Origin of the sequence: Zavarzinia sp. (assembly GCF_049306435.1) — a bacterium.
Taxonomy (GTDB): domain Bacteria; phylum Pseudomonadota; class Alphaproteobacteria; order Zavarziniales; family Zavarziniaceae; genus Zavarzinia.
On record NZ_JBAQRT010000009.1, the window covers coordinates 1 to 19,882 of the forward strand.

At 65.3% G+C, this 19,882-nt stretch carries 20 protein-coding genes; 10 read left to right on the top strand and 10 right to left on the bottom strand.

Annotated elements, in window-relative coordinates; all coding sequences use genetic code 11:
- The first annotated feature begins 331 nt into the window (after positions 1-331).
- The 3 genes from WAZ62_RS00530 to WAZ62_RS00540 all read left to right on the top strand — a co-directional run bounded on the left by WAZ62_RS00530 (position 332) and on the right by WAZ62_RS00540 (position 3,646).
- The gene (locus WAZ62_RS00530; protein WP_422641577.1) at positions 332-1,405 is read left to right on the top strand and encodes a hypothetical protein; all 1,074 of its coding nucleotides are present in this window, start codon (positions 332-334) and stop codon (positions 1,403-1,405) included.
- A gap of 176 nt (positions 1,406-1,581) precedes the next feature.
- On the top strand, positions 1,582-1,764 hold the full coding sequence (locus tag WAZ62_RS00535) for a hypothetical protein (protein ID WP_422641578.1): 183 nt from the start codon (positions 1,582-1,584) through the stop codon (positions 1,762-1,764).
- A 139-nt stretch (positions 1,765-1,903) separates the two neighbouring features.
- Entirely contained in the window at positions 1,904-3,646 is a 1,743-nt protein-coding gene (locus tag WAZ62_RS00540; RefSeq protein WP_422641579.1) for a B12-binding domain-containing radical SAM protein, read from the top strand.
- 24 nt (positions 3,647-3,670) lie between these two features.
- On the opposite strand, the gene WAZ62_RS00545 is transcribed toward WAZ62_RS00540, so the two are convergent.
- Entirely contained in the window at positions 3,671-4,456 is a 786-nt protein-coding gene (locus WAZ62_RS00545) for an SDR family NAD(P)-dependent oxidoreductase (protein ID WP_422641580.1), read from the bottom strand.
- 157 nt (positions 4,457-4,613) lie between these two features.
- Here WAZ62_RS00545 and fabG point away from each other — a divergent pair, with 157 nt between their 5' ends.
- Positions 4,614-5,402, top strand: coding sequence for a 3-oxoacyl-ACP reductase FabG (fabG, locus tag WAZ62_RS00550; RefSeq protein ID WP_422641581.1), 789 nt, complete (start codon positions 4,614-4,616; stop codon positions 5,400-5,402).
- 4 nt (positions 5,403-5,406) lie between these two features.
- On the opposite strand, the gene WAZ62_RS00555 is transcribed toward fabG, so the two are convergent.
- Both WAZ62_RS00555 and WAZ62_RS00560 read right to left on the bottom strand, forming a co-directional pair.
- A complete protein-coding gene (locus WAZ62_RS00555) occupies positions 5,407-5,958 on the bottom strand; it encodes a TetR/AcrR family transcriptional regulator (protein WP_422641582.1) in 552 nt (183 codons plus the stop codon).
- A 6-nt stretch (positions 5,959-5,964) separates the two neighbouring features.
- Positions 5,965-6,432, bottom strand: a complete 468-nt coding sequence (locus tag WAZ62_RS00560; RefSeq protein WP_422641583.1) for a DUF1348 family protein — start codon at positions 6,430-6,432, stop codon at positions 5,965-5,967.
- A 177-nt stretch (positions 6,433-6,609) separates the two neighbouring features.
- Between WAZ62_RS00560 and WAZ62_RS00565 the strand changes: the two genes are divergently transcribed.
- From WAZ62_RS00565 to WAZ62_RS00575, 3 genes are read left to right on the top strand one after another with little or no spacing between them, the layout of a single operon-like run.
- Positions 6,610-7,782, top strand: coding sequence for an efflux RND transporter periplasmic adaptor subunit (locus tag WAZ62_RS00565; protein ID WP_422641584.1), 1,173 nt, complete (start codon positions 6,610-6,612; stop codon positions 7,780-7,782).
- Positions 7,783-7,795: 13 nt separating this feature from the next.
- The gene (locus WAZ62_RS00570) at positions 7,796-8,482 is read left to right on the top strand and encodes an ABC transporter ATP-binding protein (RefSeq protein WP_422641585.1); all 687 of its coding nucleotides are present in this window, start codon (positions 7,796-7,798) and stop codon (positions 8,480-8,482) included.
- Complete coding sequence (locus tag WAZ62_RS00575; RefSeq protein ID WP_422641586.1) at positions 8,479-9,690, top strand: ABC transporter permease; 1,212 nt, start codon at positions 8,479-8,481, stop codon at positions 9,688-9,690. The genes WAZ62_RS00570 and WAZ62_RS00575 overlap by 4 nt, the downstream gene beginning before the upstream one ends.
- Positions 9,691-9,715: 25 nt before the next feature.
- Here WAZ62_RS00575 and WAZ62_RS00580 read toward each other — a convergent pair whose 3' ends face one another.
- From WAZ62_RS00580 to WAZ62_RS00600, 5 genes are all read right to left on the bottom strand, one after another.
- The gene (locus WAZ62_RS00580; RefSeq protein WP_422641587.1) at positions 9,716-9,991 is read right to left on the bottom strand and encodes a BrnA antitoxin family protein; all 276 of its coding nucleotides are present in this window, start codon (positions 9,989-9,991) and stop codon (positions 9,716-9,718) included.
- Positions 9,966-10,244, bottom strand: a complete 279-nt coding sequence (locus tag WAZ62_RS00585) for a BrnT family toxin (protein WP_422641588.1) — start codon at positions 10,242-10,244, stop codon at positions 9,966-9,968. Before WAZ62_RS00585 ends, WAZ62_RS00580 begins: the two co-directional genes overlap by 26 nt.
- Before the next feature lie 104 nt (positions 10,245-10,348).
- A complete protein-coding gene (gene mmsB, locus WAZ62_RS00590; protein ID WP_422641589.1) occupies positions 10,349-11,239 on the bottom strand; it encodes a 3-hydroxyisobutyrate dehydrogenase in 891 nt (296 codons plus the stop codon).
- Positions 11,240-11,359: 120 nt separating this feature from the next.
- Complete coding sequence (locus tag WAZ62_RS00595) at positions 11,360-12,391, bottom strand: enoyl-CoA hydratase/isomerase family protein (RefSeq protein ID WP_422641590.1); 1,032 nt, start codon at positions 12,389-12,391, stop codon at positions 11,360-11,362.
- A 3-nt stretch (positions 12,392-12,394) separates the two neighbouring features.
- Complete coding sequence (locus WAZ62_RS00600; protein ID WP_422641591.1) at positions 12,395-13,537, bottom strand: isobutyryl-CoA dehydrogenase; 1,143 nt, start codon at positions 13,535-13,537, stop codon at positions 12,395-12,397.
- A gap of 191 nt (positions 13,538-13,728) precedes the next feature.
- Between WAZ62_RS00600 and hemB the strand changes: the two genes are divergently transcribed.
- Positions 13,729-14,697: a porphobilinogen synthase gene (gene hemB, locus WAZ62_RS00605; RefSeq protein WP_422641592.1), complete on the top strand. Its 969-nt coding sequence runs from the start codon at positions 13,729-13,731 to the stop codon at positions 14,695-14,697.
- Positions 14,698-14,800: 103 nt separating this feature from the next.
- Entirely contained in the window at positions 14,801-15,712 is a 912-nt protein-coding gene (locus WAZ62_RS00610; RefSeq protein ID WP_422641593.1) for an oxidoreductase, read from the top strand.
- A 4-nt stretch (positions 15,713-15,716) separates the two neighbouring features.
- On the opposite strand, the gene WAZ62_RS00615 is transcribed toward WAZ62_RS00610, so the two are convergent.
- Positions 15,717-17,180, bottom strand: a complete 1,464-nt coding sequence (locus WAZ62_RS00615) for a hypothetical protein (RefSeq protein ID WP_422641594.1) — start codon at positions 17,178-17,180, stop codon at positions 15,717-15,719.
- A 302-nt stretch (positions 17,181-17,482) separates the two neighbouring features.
- Between WAZ62_RS00615 and WAZ62_RS00620 the strand changes: the two genes are divergently transcribed.
- Positions 17,483-18,754: a threonine ammonia-lyase gene (locus WAZ62_RS00620; RefSeq protein ID WP_422641595.1), complete on the top strand. Its 1,272-nt coding sequence runs from the start codon at positions 17,483-17,485 to the stop codon at positions 18,752-18,754.
- 110 nt (positions 18,755-18,864) lie between these two features.
- Here the strand turns inward: WAZ62_RS00620 and WAZ62_RS00625 are convergent, their stop codons facing one another.
- Entirely contained in the window at positions 18,865-19,791 is a 927-nt protein-coding gene (locus WAZ62_RS00625; protein WP_422641596.1) for a DUF2272 domain-containing protein, read from the bottom strand.
- Between the last annotated feature and the right edge of the window lie 91 nt (positions 19,792-19,882).

Consider the following 19,882-nt stretch of genomic DNA (forward strand, 5'->3'; position numbering starts at 1 on the left):
CAACCCTACCCACAGCCGCCACGGTGACCACCGCTATGGATAAGTAGCCCGCCGCCGCCAGACTCGTGATGGTCGCGCCGGCGAGCTACTTACCCACAGCTCCTACACCATTCGGCGGGACACGATCCAATATGGTGACGCACTCAAGCTTATAGAACCTCATATCAGTCGCTTCGCCAGTGCCAGTCGCCGTAAATATCGGTGCCAGCGCTTCCATGATTGGCTGGAAAATTACGGGCCAACGCCCGAACACTCACTCTATCGCTATCTAAGGCGTCACCAGAATCGTCAATATTCAGGCGAGAACTGGCCGGATTGGGCAGCCAAACCAGTGCGCGCCCTCGCTCATATCGTTCCGGCAGGAGCGCGCGGCGAACACGCCGCAAGCGAACTCTTTCAATTCATTATGAGTTCCCCACTATTATTGGATTATATCGTATCGAGGCGTCCTTATTTTGGCCTCACCTTATTTCGCGAAGAAATTTCAGGTGGACCGGACTTTTTCGAGCGCTATATGGCTGAGCTAATACGCCGTCCTGGGAGCGCTCTCTACCAAGAGATATCCACTAATGGCGCGTCCGATGGACTGATCGGCTATCGACTGCCCGAGCGCAATCGGCTGCTGCATTTCCTATTCGCCGACGCTCATGTTGCCGAACATTTCTCGGCTTGGAAGCCAGTCGGAGATTATGTGATGCGCCTGCTAGAGGGTGGTGAGCGGCCGGATTACTGGACTTGGCTGAATGGAAAGCCCGACTGGTTCGAGCGAGATCAGATGCGCGACCCAACCTTCGTAGGCATGTTCTATTTCGACATCATGATCAGCTCGGCCGCCAAGCAGGGCGTCCACTACCATATGTGGCTCTACTATTTTGTGCGCTTCGCGGAGCGGCTGGAGCGGAAATATGATTCCAGCGATGAAACCGTGGATCGGAGCGCAGAGTTTCCGACACAGGCGGCATTCTTACTTTATGAATTAGTGCAGTACATGACGTCCTGGGTCGGGATTTTCCGCCATCTCCCCGAAGGCGCCACACACAGAGTATTTCCTGAACCTTTTGATGGGGCCGCGACCATCCCCCATGCGGCCGCGCAGGCCTTGGGCAGCGTGCTTTTTACCATCGTAATGTCATCCAGGATTGATCATGGCGTAATCCAGACGCTGCACGACGTGACAATTCGCTCAATCAAGGAATTCCACAAAAAGGACTCTGAATTATCAAAAATGCGCGAATATCTCATAGACGCGCTGTTACGAGGCGGGCCTAGCGCTGACAATCAACTCTACCGGAAAAAACTTCTCCATCTCCTCGGTAATAGCGATTATATATTACGATATGAAGTAGATGACTATGTTACTGCACTCAACACGCAGCCAGATGAAGATTTGAATCAAAGAACATAGATCTTCAGAATCAAATATTTGTGAAAACTCCTGCGGAACTATATTTAAATTTTATGAAGCGGTGGCATCAGCGCGCTGCGTCCAGCGCCTCCCAATCGCCTGAAAGCGCAGGAGTCCCCCCGCGCAAGCGTTTCAGTCAGTGAAGGCTGGGGCCTTCCGGATCGGAGTCTGTTCCGATGACACGCCTGTCCTTGCGCAAGAGCTTGCTCCTGTTGATCGCCCTGGGCGCCCTCGCCCCGGTGCTGGGTGGTTGCGTCGTCTATGACGAGCGCGCCTATCGCCGTGAGCCGCCGCCCGTCTATTATGTGCCCGGACATTGGGACCGGGAGGGCTTCTGGGTGCCCGGTCGCTACCGCTGACGGCGGCGGCGCGGCTGGCGCCCCCACCAAAGCCGGCTGGACCGCCGCCGCAATCCGTGGCTCACTTTGTCCAGCCCCATGATCGGCGCGCGGTGCCAGGGGGGATCGCGTTTCGGATCGGGGCGAAGAGGCAAGGCCCATGCCGGCGCTCGACATCTATCTGATCAAGCCGACCCGTTACGACGACGACGGTTATCCCATTCAATGGTGGCGGTCGGTGCTGCCGTCGAATTCCATGGCCTGCCTCGCCGGGATCGTGCAGGACGCGATCGAGCGGCAGGTGCTGGGGCCGGGTGTCGACATCCGTCATTACTGGCTGGACGAGACCAACACCAGGATCGATCCCGCCCGCATCATGAAGGCGGCAAAGCAGCGCGGCGCGCGGCTGCTGGTGTTCATGGTCGGGGTGCAGAGCAACATGTTCCCCCGCGCGGTCGACCTGGCCCGGCCGTTTCGGGCGGCGGGCGTGCCCGTGTGCATCGGCGGCTTTCACGTCTCGGGCATTCTCGCCATGCTGAAGACCCTGCCGCCCGACATTGTCGAGGCGCAAGGTCTCGGCATCTCCCTCTTCGCCGGCGAGGCCGAGGACGGCCATATCGATCCGGTGATCCGCGACGGCTATGCCGGCACCCTCGCCCCGCTCTACGATTTCCTGAAGGATCAGCCCAATCTCGCCGGCGCGCCGCAGCCCATCGTCGAGAAGCGCGAGCTGGGCCGCCTGCTCTATCGCATGTCGACCGCCGATCTCGGCCGGGGCTGCCCGTTCGAATGTTCCTTCTGCACCATCATCAACGTGCAGGGCCGCAAGAGCCGGTTCCGGACGCCGGACGACCTCGAGGCGATCATAAGGCGCAATGTCGCGGGCGGCATCACCGGCTTCTTCCTGACCGACGACAATTTCGCCCGTAACCGCAACTGGGAGCCCCTGCTCGACCGCATGATCGCCCTGCGGCAGGAGGGGATCGCGGTCCATCTGATCATCCAGGTCGACACGCTCGCGCACAAGATCCCGAACTTCATCGAGAAATGCGTGGCGGCGGGCGCCGACCAGATCTTCATCGGCCTCGAGAGCATCAATGCCGACAGTCTCGAAGCCAGCAAGAAGCGCCAGAACCGGGTCGAGGATTATCGCGAGATGTTCCTTGCGTGGAAGCAGCACCCGGTGCTCATCACCTGCGGCTATATCCTCGGCTTCCCGCATGACACCAGGGACTCGATCCTGCGCGACATCGAGCTGATCAAGACGCAGTTGCCGATCGATTTCCTCTACATGAATTATCTCACGCCCCTGCCGGGCTGCGAGGATCACAAGAAGCTGCTGGACGCCGGGGTGTGGATGGACCCGGACATGGCGAAATACGACCTCAACCATCGGGTCACCCACCACCCGAACATGTCCGACGCGGAATGGGAGGAAGCCTTCCACGCCGCCCATCGCAGCTTCTACGATTTCGAGCATATCCGCCGGGTCATGAAGCGGATGCTGGCGCTGCGCATTCATCGGCCCAACATGCTGCTGCACCGGATGCTGGGCTATCGCGAGGCGGTCCTGTCGGAAGGGGTGGCCGTGCTCGAATCCGGCATCATCCGCATTCGCCGCCGCCGCCAGCGCCGGCATGGCCTGCCGCTGGAAAACGCCTTCGTCTTCTACCCGCGCTATATCTGGCAATCCCTCAAGGGCACGGCGCGCATGTGGACGGTCTATGCTCGGCTGAAGCTGATGATGCGCAAGGCCCGCCGCGCGCCGGATCGCCTGGCCTATCGGGATGAGGCGATCGCCCAGGACGATCAGACGGCCAATGACGCCTTCCTGGCCTCGACCCGGACCACCCCCCATGCCCGCCGCCGGGCGGAGGCGACCCAGCGCGCCAAGGCGAACTGAGCGTCCCCCGTCGCCGGTCCGGCCTTACTTCGTGTAGCGATCCGCCGGCAGGGCGTTGCCGAAATTGGCGCGCATGGCGTGGCGGGCGCCCTCGAAGGCCTCCCACTGGCCGGCATCGGGCAGCGGCGGAATGGTGATGGTCTCGCCCCGGTCGAAGCCGACGAGCGCGGCGTCGACCAGATCGCCGACCGCCATCATGCCCGGGATCTGGTCGACGTCATGACCCGAGCGGCCCCAGATTTCGGTCCTTGTCGCCCCGGGCAGCACCGCCTGGACATGGACGCCGCGCGGCCCGATCTCGTTCTGCAAGGCCTGGGACAAGCTGAGGACATAGGCCTTGGTAGCGCCGTAATTGCCCATCGGGAATTCGGGCATCAGGGCGAGGACCGAGGCGATATTGACGATCGCCCCCTGCCCCGCCGCCGCGAAACGCGGCACCACGGCGGCGGCGAGCCGGGTCACCGCCGTGACATTGAGCCGGATCAACAGGTCCAGCGCGTCGCCGTCCGCGCCGAGGAAGCCGCCCTTGCTGGCCGCGCCCGCGTTGTTGATCAGGATGCCGATCCGGCCATCCTCGCGCAGCCGCGCCTCGACGGTGGCAAGCTGCGCGGCGTCGGTCAGATCGGCCGGGACGACATCGACGACAACGCCGTATTCGGCCCGCAGGCGGGCGGCCAGCGCCTCCAGCCGGACCTTGTCGCGGGCGACGAGAACCAGCGGATGGCCGCGACGGGCGAAGCGATCGGCATAGGTGGCGCCGATGCCGGACGAGGCACCGGTGATGAGGACGGCAGGACGTTCAGCGGACATGGATGGATTCCCTCGGGGTTAGGCCGGGCGGCCCGTTTTTATATTATGATCATCATATAAATATCAAGGGGAGCGCCGCCGGCTCCACCGGAAGGCGGATGGCCTGGGTCCGCCGCCACCCCTAGCCTTGCGCGGATATCCTGCAAAAGAGGCCACCATGCTGACACCATTGACCGGGCGGAGCGTGATCGTCACCGGGGCGAGCAAGGGCATCGGACGGGGCATCGCCCTGCGCTTCGGCGAGGTTGGCGCCAGGGTCCTCGTCGTCTCGCGGAAGCTGGCCGAGGCCGATGCGGTCGCGGCGGAAATCACGGCGGCCGGCGGCACCGCCAGCGGTTTCGCCGCCGATGTCGCGAAATCCGCCGATACAAAGTCCATGGCGGCCAGGGCGGTGGAGCTTCACGGCGGCATCGACATTCTCTGCGCCAATGCCGGCATCTTCCCGACCGTGCCCCTGTCCGAGATGACCGAGGATGATTACGCCGCGGTGATGGACACCAACCTGAAGGGCACCTTCCTGTCGGTCGCCGCCTGCCTGCCGGCGATGAAGCAAAAGCCCGGCGGCCGCATCATTCTCACCTCCTCCATCACCGGGCCGATCACCGGCGTGCCCTTCATGACCCATTACGCCGCCTCCAAGGCGGGACAGCTGGGCTTCATGCGGGCGGCGGCGCTGGAACTGGCGCCCTGGCGGATCACGGTCAACGCCGTGCTGCCCGGCAATATCGCGACGGAAGGGTTGCTCGGCCTCGGCGCCGAGCATGTGGCGAAGATGGAGGCTTCGGTGCCCCTGAAGCGTCTCGGCCATGTCTTCGACATCGCCAATGCCGCGATCTATTTCGCCTCCGACGAGGCCTCCTATGTCACCGCCCAGTCGATCGTCGTCGACGGTGGTCAGATCCTGCCGGAAGGCGGCCTGATGGCGCCGGAGTTGGACGAGGCCTGAACCGTCAGCCGGCCGCGAGGTCCCGCCGCAGCCCCTCGAGGATGCGGCTGAACACCTCGGGCCGGTCGAGCGCGCGGGACAGCACGATGGCGCCCTGGATGCCGCCGACCGCCGCCTCGGCGCGGGCAAGGGCGTCCGCCCTGCCGAGACGGCTCAGGGCCGCCGCCAGCGCCTCGACCCAGGCGGCGAAATAATCGCGCAGGGCCACGGCGAAACGGTCCCGCGTATCGGCGAGGGCGAAGGCCCCCACGAGGCAGACCCGGCATCCCTTGTGGAAATAGCGGTCGCAGGCGGCGAACATATGATCGATCGCCGCCGCCGCCTCGCTGTCCCGCAAGGGGGCATAAATCTCCCGCTCGAACCAGCCGTCGATCTCGGCGAGGACAGCCGTTGCCATCTCCTCCTTCCCGCCCGGGAAGAAGTGATAGAGGCTGCCCTTGCCAAGGCCGGTCGCGGCCGTGATCCGGGCAAGGCTCGCCCCTTCGAAGCCATGCTTGCGGAACACTTCCGCCAGCAGGGGCACGACATCCGCGCGTTCGTGAACCAGTCTCGCCATGATCCCCTAGAGGCCGAGGTCGGAAAGACCCGGATGATCGTCCGGCCGGCGCCCCGGGGGCCAGCGGAATTTGCGCTCGCTCTCGCGGATCGGCTGATCGTTGATGCAGGCGAAGCGGCGCCGCATCAGGCCATGGGCATCGAATTCCCAATTCTCGTTGCCATGGGAGCGGAACCAGGTGCCGGCATCGTCGTGCCATTCATAGGCGAAGCGGACGGCGATACGGTCGGCGCCATGGGTCCAGACTTCCTTGATCAGCCGGTAATCCAGCTCCCGCGTCCATTTCCGTGTCAGGAAGGCGACGATCTCGGGCCGGCCGGTGACGAATTCCGCCCGGTTGCGCCAGACACTGTCCGGCGTATAGGCCAGGGAAACCCGTTCGGGATCGCGACTGTTCCACGCATCCTCGGCCATGCGGGCTTTCAGGGCAGCGGTCTCGTTGGTGAAGGGTGGCAGGGGGGGACGGTCGGACATGTCGGGCTCCATTTTTGTACCGATCAGTTTTAATTGTACTATTCAGTACAAATGTCAAGCGACATGCCGCCGCAGCCCCGCCCGCAGAATGTAACATTTTGTAAATGCTCTTGTTTCCGGGCCCGATCCGTTCCATCTGATGAGGGCCTGACCATCCACCGCGCGGAGCCCGAGCCCATGACGAACAGCAGCAGCCCTGCCGCGGCCCCCGTCTGGCGTCGGCGCTGGCCCTGGATCGCGGGCGGCGCGGCCATCCTCCTCGTCGGGGCCTTCTTCCTGTTCTCCGGTTCTTCCGCCGTCGACTACAAGGTCCAGAATGTCACCCGGGGCACCCTGACCGTGACGGTCAGCGCGACCGGCAGCGTGAAGCCGGTCGACCAGGTCGATGTCGGCGCGGAAATCAGCGGCCTCGTCAATGAATTGCTGGTCGACTACAACGATCAGGTGAAGGCCGGTCAGGTTCTGGCAAGGCTCGACACCTCGCTGCTCGAAGCCAAGGTGCGGCAGTCGGAGGCCAATCTCCTGTCGGCACAGGCCGGTGTCGCCGAGGCGCAGGCCGCGCTCCATCTGGCCGAGGTCACGAACCGCCGGACCCAGACCCTGGCCGACAATCGCTATGCCTCGGCTTCGGCCAGGGACAAGGATATCGCCGAATTGGGGCGGGCGCAGGCCGCGCTGCAATCGGCGCAGGCGGGTGTGAAGGTGGCCGAGGCGATCCTGACCTCCGACCAGTCGAACCTCGACAAGGCGACCATCCGCTCCCCGGTCGACGGGGTGGTGATCTCGCGGAAGGTCGAGGTCGGCCAGACCATCGTCGCCAGCCTGCAGACGCCGATCCTGTTCACCGTCGCCCGCGACCTGACCGACATGGAATTGAGCCTCGACGTCGACGAGGCCGATATCGGCCATGTCGCCGACGGGCAGAAGGCGACATTCACCGTCGATGCCTATCCGACCCGCATGTTCGATGCCGTCGTCACCTCGGTCCGCCTCGCGCCGAAGAGCGACCAGGGCGTCGTCACCTATGAAGTCCTGGCCCGGGTCGCCAATCCCGATCTCGCCCTGCGGCCGGGCATGACGGCGACGGCCGATGTCGTCGGCGCCGTGCGGGAAAACGTGCTGCTGGTGCCGAATGGCGCGCTTCGCTTCACCCCGCCCGGCATCGCGCAGGACACGCTGGAGAAATTGCCGCCGGACAAGGCGCGCATCTGGCTGCCGGATGGCGGCACGCCGAGCCCGATGGTGGTCAGCCTCGGCCTTTCCGATGGGCGCCTGACCGAGGTGACCGCAACCGACCTTCAGCCCGATACGCCGGTGATCACCGACATCATCCGCGCGACGACGAAGTGACGGACCACCCGTCATGGCGCTGATCGAACTTTCCGGCATCCGCAAGACCTACGGCCAGGGCGAGGCCGAGGTGATCGCCCTCGCCGGGATCGACATGGTGATCGAATCCGGCGAATTCGTCGCCGTCATGGGGCCGTCCGGCTCCGGCAAGTCGACGACCATGAACATCATCGGCTGCCTCGACACGCCGACCGCCGGCACCTATCGCTTCAACGGCGTCGATGTGACCAGCCTCGACCGCAATGGCCTCGCGCTGCTGCGCCGGAACCACCTCGGTTTCGTGTTCCAAGGCTTCAACCTGCTGAAGCGCACTTCGGCGATCGAGAATGTCGAGCTTCCCCTCGTCTACCGTGGCATGGCCAGGGCGGAACGGCGCCAGAAGGCGGCGGCCGCCCTCGCCCAGGTCGGCCTCGCCGGGCGGGAGAAACATACACAGGCCGAGCTTTCGGGCGGGCAGCAGCAGCGCGTCGCCATCGCCCGCGCCATCGTGACCGAGCCTGAGCTTCTGCTGGCTGACGAGCCCACGGGCAATCTCGACAGCGAGCGCGGCCGCGAGATCATGGAATTGCTGGTCGAGCTGAACCGAAACCACGGCATCACCGTGATGATGGTGACGCACGAGCCGGACATGGCGGAATTCGCCCGGCGGCAGATCCGCTTCAAGGACGGGCGCATCGTCTCGGACGAGGCGCGGCCATGATGAGCTTCGCGACGACCCTGCGCATGGCCTTTCAGGAATTGCGGCGCAACCTGATGCGCTCCATCCTGACGACGCTCGGCATCGTCATCGGCATCGCCGCCGTGATCGCCCTCGTCACCCTGGGGCAAGGCGCGACCGCCAGCATCACCGACGAGATTTCCAGCCTCGGCCGCAATCTCCTGATCGTCGCGCCGGGCAATGCCGGCAAGGGCGGACCGCCGCAGGCCGCCGCCCCCTTCAAGCTGGCCGACGTGAAGGCGATCGAGCGGGATGTCTCGGGCATCGTCGCCATCGCCGCGGTCTCGACCAGGGCCGCCCCCGTCGTCCTCGGCAACAACAGCTGGTCGACGACGGCGATCGGCGCCGACGCCAATTATTTCGCCGTCCGCGAATGGCCCCTCGTCTCGGGCCGCGCCTTCGACGAGGGCGAAATTCGTTCGGGCCGCACGGTCTGCGTCATCGGCCAGCGCGTGGTGACCGAGATTTTCGGCGCCCAGGACCCCATCGGCGCGCCCCTTCGGGTCGGGGGCTTTCCCTGCACCGTGATCGGCACCCTGTCGGAAAAGGGCCGATCCATCATCGGCACCGATCAGGACGACGTGGTGATCATGCCGCTGAAGACGTTCCAGCGGCGGATCGCCGGCAATCAGGATGTCTCGATCATGCTGGTCTCGGCCGCGAGCGCGGAGGAGACCCTGAAGGTCAAGGACGATGTTCTCGCCCTGATGCGCGAGCGCCGCCATATCACCGCGAACAAGACCGACGATTTCCAGGTCAACGACGTCTCGGAAATCGCCGCCATCATCGGCGGCGTCACCGTGGTGCTGACCGCCTTCCTCGGCGCCATCGCGGCGATTTCGCTCATCGTCGGCGGCATCGGCATCATGAACATCATGCTGGTCGCCGTGACCGAGCGCACGCGCGAGATCGGCATCCGCCTCGCCATCGGCGCCCTCGAGCGCGAAGTCCTCGCCCAGTTCCTGACCGAGGCCGTGCTGCTTTCCCTTTTCGGCGGGCTGATCGGCGTCGTGCTCGGCCTCGCCCTCTCGGCGGCGGGCACCGCCATCCTCAATCTGCCGCTGCTGATCAGCCCGGGCGTGATCGTCCTCGCCACCCTGTTCTCAGGTCTCGTCGGCGTCGGCTTCGGCTATTTCCCAGCGAGACGCGCCGCCCGGATGGATCCCATCGACGCGCTTCGGCATGAGTGAGGCTTAGCGAGCCCCCCTGTTACCGTCAAAGGCCGAAATTCCTGCGCAGCATCTCGTTGATGCGCGCCTGCCAGCCTGGGCCGCTCTCCTTGGCGCGGTCGATGATATCGCCGTCCAGCCGCAGCGTGACCTGACGCTTGGTCGGCGCCTTCTGCGGTCCTCGCTGCCCGGGTCTGCGCTTCGGCAACAGCGACACAAGTTCAGCCGGCAGGACCTCGGCCGCAGGCTTCATCAGGCGGATATCCTCGGCGGTCAGTTCACGGACCTCCCCCGCCTTATCGGTCAGTGGTTTCCTGTTCATATCTTCGGACCTCGCGCGGGTTGGCCTTACGAAAACTGATGACCCGGATGCCGCCCTCGACCGGGGTGAAACAAACGACATGCAACCGGTCGTCGATCATGCCCAAGGCGACGAAGCGCTGCTCCGGATAGTCGTTTCGGGTATCTTCCGCGATCAATGCCGTCGTCCAGTCGATCCCGGCCACGGACGCGAACGACAGGCCGCGCTCGGCGATGTTCTTCGCGTCCTTGGCGGGGTCGAACAGAATGATCACCTTGTCACCCTAGGGCTTTCCGCATCGGCCTTCAAGCATATTGGCGTTACAAAAAAAGGCCGGCGCAAGGGCCGGCCTTCTCCGATCGGATCAGATCCGTTCGATCACATCTTGCCGCGCAGCATGTTGATGATGCCCGAGAAATCGACCCCGCCCTTGCCGGCGGCGTCGAACAGCGTGTAGAGGCTGGCCGCCTGATTGCCGAGGGGGATGGCCGCGCCGGCCTTGGAGGCCGCTTCCTGCGCCAGCTTGAGGTCCTTCAGCATCATCGCCGTGGCGAAGCCCGGGGCGTAATCGCGGTTGGCGGGGCTGGTCGGCACCGGACCGGGCACCGGGCAATAGGAGGTCAGCGACCAGCACTGGCCCGACGCGGTCGAGGAAATGTCGAACAGCTTCTGCGCGTCGAGGCCCAGCTTCTCGGCGAGGGCGAAAGCCTCGCAGGTGCCGATCATCGAAATGCCCAGCAGCATGTTGTTGCAGATCTTGGCCGCCTGGCCGTTGCCGGGGCCGCCGGCGTGGACGATGGTCTTGCCCATGGCCTGAAGGATCGGCTTCGCCCGCTCGAACGCCGTGTCCGAGCCGCCGACCATGAAGGTCAGCGTGCCCGCGGCCGCGCCACCGACACCGCCCGACACCGGGGCATCGACCATGTCGACGCCGGCCTTCTCGGCGACGGCGTTCACCTCGCGCGCGGTCGCGACGTCGATGGTCGAACAGTCGATCAGCAGGCCGCCCTTGGCCATGCTGTCGATCACGCCGCCTTCGCTGGCATAGACCGATTTCACATGGGCGCCGGCCGGCAGCATGGAGACGACGATTTCCGCCGCCTTGGCGGCTTCGGCCGGGCTCGCGGCGGCGGAGGCGCCATCGGCCACCAGGGCTTCGACGGCGGGTTTGCTCAGGTCGAAGACGGCGACGGCATGGCCGGCCTTGAGCAGGTTACGGGCCATCGGACCGCCCATGTTGCCAAGACCGATGAAGGCGATTTTTGCCATTGGGGCGTTTCCTTCCGAGTTATCTGCGTCATCCCGGCGAAGGCCGGGATCTGGTCCAGTTACAGCCCCTTCGTCCAAAGACCCCGGCCTTCGCCGGGGTGACGGGAAAGGGCGGGAAAATCAGGGCGTCCAGTCGCCGGTGGCGAGCGGGGCGAAGGCCTTGGCGATTTCCGCGTCCGAAACCTCGGCCAGGCTCGGCGGGCTCCACTTCGGCGACTGATCCTTGTCGACGATCACCGCGCGGACGCCTTCGTAGAAATCCTTGCCGTTCAGCACATATTGGCCGAGGCGGAATTCCATCTTCATGTTGTCCTCGAAGTCGAGGCCCGCGCCCTCCTGCAGCTGGCGCAGGGTCAGCTTCAGGCTGGTCGGGGATTTGGTGCGGATGGTCGCCGCCTGCGCCCTGGCGAAATCGCCGCCGTCGGCGTCGAGCGCGGCCAGGATGCCCTCGACTGTATCGCCGACGAACAGGCGGTCGATGTCGGGAATATGGGCGTCGATCGGCGCGGGACCGGGATCGTTATGCACACTGGCCAGCACAGCGGAGACATCATCGCCCGCCGCCAACCGCTCGATCACGCCGGGCAGATTGGCGGAAGCCGTGTAATGCGTGGCGATCCCGGCATGAAACGTGTCCGCCGCCTTGAGCCGGGCGCCGGTCAGGCCGAGGAAGTACCCCATGCGGCCCTTCAGGCGCGGCAGGAAATAGCTGCCGCCGACATCCGGGAACAGGCCGATGCCGGTTTCGGGCATGGCAAACAAGGTCTTTTCGGTCGCGATCCGGTAGGGCGCATGGACAGAAATGCCGACGCCGCCGCCCATGGTGATGCCGTCGATCAGCGCGATATAGGGTTTCGCATAGCGCTTGATCTCGGTGTTCAGGCGGTATTCGTCGCCCCAGAAGCGGGCCGCGCCACCATCGCCGGCCTTGCCGCTTTCGGTCAGGAAACGGATGTCGCCGCCGGCGCAGAAGGCTTTGTCGCCAGCCGCGGTGACGACGACCGCCTTCACCGCGTCGTCAATCGCCCATTCCGCCAGCATCTCGCGCATGGCGTCGACCATGGGCACGGTCAGGGCGTTCAACGCCTTTGGCCGGTTCAGGGTGATTAGGCCGATGGCGCCCCGGATTTCGAACAGAACTTCCGCATCCATGGCTCAACGCCCCTCGATCAGTTTCCGCGCGATGATGACGCGCATGATTTCATTGGTCCCTTCGAGGATCTGGTGGACGCGCAGGTCCCGCAGATAACGCTCGATCGGGAAATCCTTCAGGTAGCCGTAACCACCGTGGATCTGCAGCGCCTCGTTGACGATGTTGAAACAGGCGTCCGTCGCGAAGCGCTTGCCCATGGCGCAGGCGACCGTCGCACCCGGATCCCTGGCGTCGAGCAGGCAGGCGCCGCGATGGACCATCAGCCGGGAAGCGTCCAGTTCGGTCGCCATGTCGGCCAGCTTGAACTGGATCGCCTGCAGGGCGGCCAACGGCTTGCCGAACTGCTGGCGGTCGCGGGCATAGTCGGTCGCGAGTTCCAATGAGCGGCGCGCGCCGCCGATCGAACAGGCGGCGATGTTGAGGCGCCCGCCGTCGAGCCCCTTCATCGCGATCTTGAAGCCATCGCCTTCCTTGCCGACGACATTGGTCACAGGCACCCGGCAATCCTCGAAGATCACCTGGGCCGTGGGCTGGGAATTCCAGCCGAGCTTGCGCTCCTGCGCGCCGAAGGAGAGACCGGGCGTGCCCTTGTCGATCACCATGCAGGTGATGCCACCGGCGCCATTGTCGCCCGTCCGCACCATGCAGACATAGACATCCGAGACGCCACCGCCCGAAATGAACGCCTTGGAGCCGTTCAGGACGTAGTGATCGCCGTCCCTGACCGCCCGCGTCTTCAGCGAGGCGGCGTCGGACCCCGCCCCCGGCTCGGTCAGGCAGTAGGAGGCGAGTTTTTCCATGGTGGTCAGGGCCGGCAGATATTTCCGCCGCAGTTCGTCCGCGCCATAGGTGTCGATCATCCACGACGCCATGTTGTGGATCGAGATGAAGGCCGCGGTCGAAGGGCAGGCCGCCGCCAGTTCCTCGAAGATGATCGCGGCGTCGATGCGCTGCAGGCCCGAGCCGCCGACATCGTCGCGGACATAGATGCCGCCAAAGCCGAGCGCCGCCGCCTCGCGCAGGACGTCGACGGGAAGATGCTTCCGCTCGTCCCAGTCCGCGGCATGGGGCATCATGCGGTCTTCGGCGAAGGCGCGCGCCGTGTCACGGAATGCGCCCTGGTCTTCGGTCAGCTCGAAATTCATGCTTCCTCCCGGTTGGCCGTGACTTTATGGCGGGGCAGGATAGTGTCAATTCCACCCCCATGCAGAACCATTGTGCGGCGACGCGGTGCTTGCACCCCCGGGCACAAGGGATTACTGCACAAGGGTTGGTCCAGAAGAGTCCCGCCATGCCGCCCCTGCCCCCCGTTGCCCCCGGTTTCCCGACAACCCGCATGCGCCGCAATCGCGCCACCGACTGGTCGCGCCGGCTGGTGCGGGAAAACCGCCTGTCGGTCGACGATCTGATCTGGCCGATTTTCGTCACCGATGGCGATGACGCGGGCAAGGAAGTCGCCTCCATGCCCGGCGTCATCCGGCGCGATGTCGCGGGCGCGGTCGAGGCAGCGGAGGAAGCGGCGGCCCTCGGCATTCCCGCCCTCGCCCTGTTCCCCCAGACCGACGCCGCCCTGAAGGACCCGATGGGGACCTATGCCCTCGACGAGGAAAACCTGGTGTGCCGCGCGGTGCGGGCGATCAAGGCGGCGAAACTGCCGCTCGGTCTCGTCTGCGATGTCGCGCTCGATCCCTATACCAGCCACGGCCATGACGGCGTGCTGCGCGACGGGCGGATCATCAACGACGAGTCGGTCGCCCTTCTCGTCCAGCAGGCCCTGACCCTGGCCGCGGCCGGGGCCGATGTCGTCGCGCCGTCCGACATGATGGACGGGCGCATCGGCGCCATCCGCCTCGCCCTCGACGACGCGGGCCATGCGGATGTGCAGATCTGCGCCTATGCCGCCAAATACGCCAGCGGCTTCTACGGCCCGTTCCGCGATGCGGTCGGCTCGGCCGCCAATCTCGGCCAGGGCGACAAGCGCACCTATCAGATGGACCCGGCCAATGCCGACGAAGCCCTGCGCGAGGTCGCGCTCGACCTCGCCGAAGGCGCGGACATGGTGATGGTGAAGCCGGGCATGCCCTATCTCGACATCATCCGCCGGGTGAAGGACACGTTCGGCGCGCCAACTTTCGCCTATCAGGTCTCGGGCGAATACGCGATGCTGCAGGCCGCCGCCCGCAACGGCTGGCTCGACGGCACCAAGGTGATGATGGAATCCCTGCTGTCGTTCAAGCGCGCCGGGGCCGACGCCATCCTGACCTATTTCGCGCCGGAAGCCGCCAAACTGCTGCGCTCCCAGTGATCCGCCCCGCCTGATCGGCGGCGGAAACATCGGCATCGCCTCCAAACGGACGATCCACCGGCCGCCCATCTGGACCAGCCTGCGGAAAAGCAGGGGGGATCCGATGGCAGGACAGGCACAACTCGCGGGCAGGACCGTCCTCGTCACCGGCGCCAATCGGGGCATCGGGCTGGAAACGGCGCGTGGCCTGGCGGCACGCGGCGCCAGTATCATCGTCGCCTGCCGCGATCCTGGCCGCGCGGATGAGACCGTCCGGCGGCTGCGGGCGGAACATCCCGCCGGCCAGCACCGCGCGGTCCCCCTCGCCCTCGATGACCTTGGTTCCGTGGCCGCTTGTGCCCAGGCCTTGCGCGCCGAGCTGGACGGTCTCGATATCCTCGTCTGCAACGCCGGTGTCTTCGGCATCGACCATGGCCATACGGCACAAGGTTTCGAGTGGCATTTCGGCGCCAATTGCCTCGGCCATTTCGCCCTCACCCTCGATCTGCTGCCCCTCCTCGCCCGCCGGCCCGGCGCCCGCGTGGTGACGGTGACCAGCGCCATGTATCGCCGGGGCAAGCTGGATTTCACCGATCTCGACTGGCGCCGTCGGCCCTATTCCAAATGGCAGGCCTATGCCGATTCGAAGCTGGGCAATCTCCTCCTGGCCGAGGAACTCCAGCGTCGCCTGGACGAGGCCGGCATCCCCGTCACCAGCCTCTTGTCCCATCCGGGCTATGCCGCGACCAACAGCGCCTGGGGTGGCCGCTCGATGAAGCCGACGCTGGCGGAGACCGTCATGCTCGCCCTCGGCAATGCCTTGATGGCGCAGAGCCCGGCCATGGGCGCCGCCCCCAGCATCCTGGCGGCGACGGATTCCATGGCCCGGGGCGGTGATCTCTATGGCCCTTCGCGCCTCGGCGGGATGCGCGGGCCGCCGGCCCGGGCGGACAAGAAGATCACGCCCGATCCGGTGACGGCTTCCCGGCTGTGGCTGGTCGCGGAAGATCTGACCGGGGTGCGATGGCCCGCGTAGCGGCTCAGGCGACCTTGGCCCGGTCCCCCGTGTCGGAAACCTTCCGGCCGGCGCCCGAAGCATTGCGGACCCGGCGCATCGGCAGGGACTGGCAGGCCTTGCGGAAATAGACGATCTCGAGAAGAGTCGGCCAGATTTCCAGCGAGGAGCGGATGAGCCCAACCTCATCGTCGACGATCCGGCTGACGTTCTGCTGGAAGAAATCCGGCTCGAAATCATAGAAGGTGCGGGCGATGCTCGCGGCGAAGAGGGCCAGCGCCTGGCGCCGCTCCTCGGTCCTGGCCTGAGCCTGCGCCGCCAGAATCCGGCTGTGGAGCGCCTGGGCGCCGTGCAGGATTTCCTCACTGTCTTCCAGCGTGACGGCCCCGTCGTAATCGAAGGCGATGCTGACCTCCTCGATCTTGCGAAGGGAGGTCCTGATCTTCTTCTTGAGGAGGGAGCAGATCGCCTCGTTGAACAGTTCCGAGGCCAGTGGCGCCCGCATGTAGTTGTTCTTGATGTGGGTCTGCGCCGAATCGACATGGGCGGCGGCGATGCCCGGCTGCTGGATCCACAGCCGGTAGATATAGTCCTCGAAGCGCAGGCGGGTCGGGAAGAAGGGCGGCAGGCCGGTGCTGTTGTCATAGCCGGCGACACCGCAATCCATCCGCCAGTTCAGGGTGGTGACGCAGGGCCGGAAATTCACCAGGACATAGAGATCGTTCAGCGTCTCGGCGTCGGCGCGCTCGTGATCCTGCAGGAACAGCTCGATGTAATCGGTGGCATCAATGTCGTTGGTCCCGGTGCGGAAGGTCTGCGCCATCTTCACCGTCGCCGTCTTCGACAGCTTGCCGTCCTGCAGGAACAGCGAATTCTCGCGCGCAAGGCCCAGCGACGTATTGGATTCGAGTTCCATCGACGTATCCGTCAGCACTTCGCCCCGCTCGTAGTTGGGCGGCGCTTCGGCAACCGTCCGACCCAGGATGTCGCGGAACGACTGCAGGATGTCGAAGGATTTCCGGGTGTGACCGTTGGCGCCGCGGGGAATGAGTTTGCCGCGGCTGATTTCCGTTTCAGCCAGGGACTCGGGACTGTCCTCGATCAGGGCATAGGGCCGCATGTCGTCGTCCGCGCTGACCATGAGGTCGCCGAGCGTATACATCAGCGTGAAGTTGCGGTTGCCGCCATAGCTGGGCCGGAACAGGTTGCGGACAAGGACATCGAGCTTGTGGTCACGCAGCCGCCGGCAGATGTGGGATATGAATTGTTCCTTTTCCGCCGGACCAACATAGAAAAGGTCGTTGTGGGTGCGGCTGCGTTCCAGCGATGCGTAATATTTGTCGTGGTTCGCCAGCGAGGAATCGTCGAACACGATGATCGGCGCCGTTTGCCCGCTCCGCCTGAAATTCTCGTCATAGGCTTCCACCGTCTCCCCGACGTCACGCAATCGATAGGTCGGAATGACGAACTGCAGGTTCCTGTCGATCATTATAACCAATTCTCCGCACTGCCCTTGACAATTCCATGTATCGACACGCCGTTCCTGATGGAACGGGCGTTGATCACGAATAACTTCAGAATGAACCTGTCATTCTTGTCTGATGGATTGGCGACAGTTTCACCATCCGTCTTGCTGCCGCATATTCGGCGCTTTCCCTCTTGTTTCAAGATCGGCGGCATTGTTGGCGAAGCAATTGATAGGCATCCTTTAGGCTGGACGGCATCGCTCGCGCCTGACGACGGGCGAGCCGGCGGCCACCACGCGCGGGCCTTTCGGGAAGGGGTCCCGATGTGATCAAGTCAGGACAGGACGCCGAGGACCTCGCCAGCATGACCGACAGCACCATCACCCTTGCCGACATCGAAAGCGCCGCCCACGGTCTGGCCGGCCAGATCGTCGCGACGCCCTGCGCCGAAAGCCGAACTCTCGGCGCGATCTTCGGCGCGCGCCTGTTCCTCAAGTTCGAGAACCAGCAGTTCACCGCCTCCTTCAAGGACCGGGGCGCCTGCAACAAGTTGCAGAGCCTGACCGAAGCCGAGCGGAAGGCGGGCGTCATCGCCATGTCCGCCGGCAATCACGCGCAAGGGGTCGCCTATCACGCCGCCCGCCTCGGCATTCCGGCGACCATCGTCATGCCGAAGCCGACACCCTTCATCAAGGTGCGCCAGACCCGCGACCATGGCGCCCGGGTGATCCTCGAGGGTGATCTGCTGGCCGATGCCTTCGCCGCTGCCCTCCGCATCGCGAGCGATGAGGGTCTGACCCTGGTCCATCCCTTCGACGATCCACTGATCATCGCGGGGCAAGGCACCGTCGGTCTGGAAATGCTGGCGGCGGTGCCCGATCTCGACTGCATCGTGGTGCCGATCGGCGGCGGCGGGCTGATCGCCGGCATCGCCGTCGCGGCGAAGGCGATCAACCCGGCGATCGAGATCATCGGGGTCGAGGCCGCGCTCTATCCCTCGATGTTCAATGCGCTGAAGGGCGAAAGCGGCGCCTGCGGCGGCATGACCATCGCCGAGGGCATCGCGGTGAAGGACGCCGGGCGTATCCCCCGCGCGATCTGCCGCGACCTCGTCTCCGACGTTCTTCTGGTTACCGAATCGGAACTGGAACGGGCGATCGGCCTTCTCCTCGCCATCGAGAAGACGGTGGTCGAAGGCGCGGGCGCCGCCGGTCTTGCCGCCGTCCTCGCCAATCCCGCGCGTTTCGAGGGCAAGAAGGTCGGCCTCGTCCTGTCGGGCGGCAATATCGACCCCCGCCTGCTCGGCGAGGTCATCCGCCGCAATCTCGTGCGCGAAGGGCGGATCGCCGGCCTCCGGGTGATGATTTCCGACAGCCCGGGGACCCTCGCCCGCATCGCAACCCTGATCGGCGAAGGCGGCGGCAATATCCTCGAAGTGTCGCACCAGCGCCTGTTCCTCGACGTGCCGGTCAAGAACGCCGACCTCGACCTGGTGATCGAAACCCGCGACGCCGACCACCTCGCCGAGATCGTCGCCCGCATCGAAGCCGCGGGCTATCCGGTGCGGAAACTGGCGACGACGGCGGTCAGCCCCTGAAGTCTCAGTCCGAATGATCGCATCGTCGCCCCGGCGAAGGCCGGGGCCTTCGGACGAGAGAGGCACTCTACCTGCACGAGACCCGGCCTTCGCCGGGATCGTACCAAACCCTAGCCGCCCAGGTTCTTCAGCACCACGACCCAGTCGCGGCCCTGACCCGGCAGGCCCGGCACGAGCCGGCCGCCGCCATCGACCGGGATGCGCGACAGCGAGACAGCCTGCAGGACGTTGCCGCCGATCCCCTCGATGCAACGGCCAGAGGGGCTGAAGCCGCAGGCGGTGTAACCGACGACGATATCGCAATGCATCGGCCGCGTGCCCTGCGAGGCGAGATCCTGCCAGTTGGCGGGCGGCGTGCCGCTCCTCGTCGCGCAGACGAGATCGCCGGGCGCGGCCGGGGCAAGGGCGATTCCCGTCGCGCGGAAGGCGCGGGTGCCGGGCGCGGCCATCAAGGCGTCCGAGACGTAATCCCAATGGGTATCGCTGTAGCGGAAGCGGCTTTCAGGCAGGCCCGCCATATGGATCACCCACGAGGTGAAAGCGGCCGACCAGGGCTCGCCGAAGGGGCTGCCACCGACCGACTGGCGCTTGAAGGCGTCATCGTCGATGCCGCCGTCGTCGGCGACGACATCGGAAAAGCCGGCGCTCTTCGCCGCCTGTTCCCAGTAATTCCGATAGGGCGGCACGGCGCACCAATATTCGGCCAGCATGGGAAAGCCATCCCGCTCCTGCTCCCAGACCGCGGGAATGCGTCCGGGCAGGGTCAGAACGGTGGCATCCGGCCGGATGTCGATGGTGCGCGAGCCCCATTTCTGCCATTCGCCCCGGGCGACGCCGATCATGGCGGCGGCAAGGCCCCCGGGCATCAGGGCCGGCTGCCGGCCGCCGCAGGCATAGGGGACGGGTATGCCGCCGGCATCAATGGTGGCGGCCGCCGGTGCCGGACGCGCCGCCGCGGGCCGCCTTGTCCGGGAAGCGCAGGCGCCAAGCGCCAGCGCGGTGCAAACGATCATCGCGACGGCAGCGAGCGGTCTCATGTCATTCCCCCTCGGAATGACCCGCCAAAGCGGCAGGCTAAGAGGTTTGTTAACCACCATGGGCCAGAGTGCAACAATCACTTCGTCCCGC

Coding starts and splice junctions, on each gene's coding strand:
- WAZ62_RS00535 (WP_422641578.1), top strand. CDS start 1,582: ATGACACGCCTGTCCTTGCGCAAGAGCTTGCTCCTGTTGATCGCCCTG.
- WAZ62_RS00540 (WP_422641579.1), top strand. CDS start 1,904: ATGCCGGCGCTCGACATCTATCTGATCAAGCCGACCCGTTACGACGAC.
- WAZ62_RS00545 (WP_422641580.1), bottom strand. CDS start 4,456: ATGTCCGCTGAACGTCCTGCCGTCCTCATCACCGGTGCCTCGTCCGGC.
- fabG (WP_422641581.1), top strand. CDS start 4,614: ATGCTGACACCATTGACCGGGCGGAGCGTGATCGTCACCGGGGCGAGC.
- WAZ62_RS00555 (WP_422641582.1), bottom strand. CDS start 5,958: ATGGCGAGACTGGTTCACGAACGCGCGGATGTCGTGCCCCTGCTGGCG.
- WAZ62_RS00560 (WP_422641583.1), bottom strand. CDS start 6,432: ATGTCCGACCGTCCCCCCCTGCCACCCTTCACCAACGAGACCGCTGCC.
- WAZ62_RS00565 (WP_422641584.1), top strand. CDS start 6,610: ATGACGAACAGCAGCAGCCCTGCCGCGGCCCCCGTCTGGCGTCGGCGC.
- WAZ62_RS00570 (WP_422641585.1), top strand. CDS start 7,796: ATGGCGCTGATCGAACTTTCCGGCATCCGCAAGACCTACGGCCAGGGC.
- WAZ62_RS00575 (WP_422641586.1), top strand. CDS start 8,479: ATGATGAGCTTCGCGACGACCCTGCGCATGGCCTTTCAGGAATTGCGG.
- WAZ62_RS00580 (WP_422641587.1), bottom strand. CDS start 9,991: ATGAACAGGAAACCACTGACCGATAAGGCGGGGGAGGTCCGTGAACTG.
- mmsB (WP_422641589.1), bottom strand. CDS start 11,239: ATGGCAAAAATCGCCTTCATCGGTCTTGGCAACATGGGCGGTCCGATG.
- WAZ62_RS00595 (WP_422641590.1), bottom strand. CDS start 12,391: ATGGATGCGGAAGTTCTGTTCGAAATCCGGGGCGCCATCGGCCTAATC.
- WAZ62_RS00600 (WP_422641591.1), bottom strand. CDS start 13,537: ATGAATTTCGAGCTGACCGAAGACCAGGGCGCATTCCGTGACACGGCG.
- hemB (WP_422641592.1), top strand. CDS start 13,729: ATGCGCCGCAATCGCGCCACCGACTGGTCGCGCCGGCTGGTGCGGGAA.
- WAZ62_RS00610 (WP_422641593.1), top strand. CDS start 14,801: ATGGCAGGACAGGCACAACTCGCGGGCAGGACCGTCCTCGTCACCGGC.
- WAZ62_RS00615 (WP_422641594.1), bottom strand. CDS start 17,180: ATGATCGACAGGAACCTGCAGTTCGTCATTCCGACCTATCGATTGCGT.
- WAZ62_RS00625 (WP_422641596.1), bottom strand. CDS start 19,791: ATGAGACCGCTCGCTGCCGTCGCGATGATCGTTTGCACCGCGCTGGCG.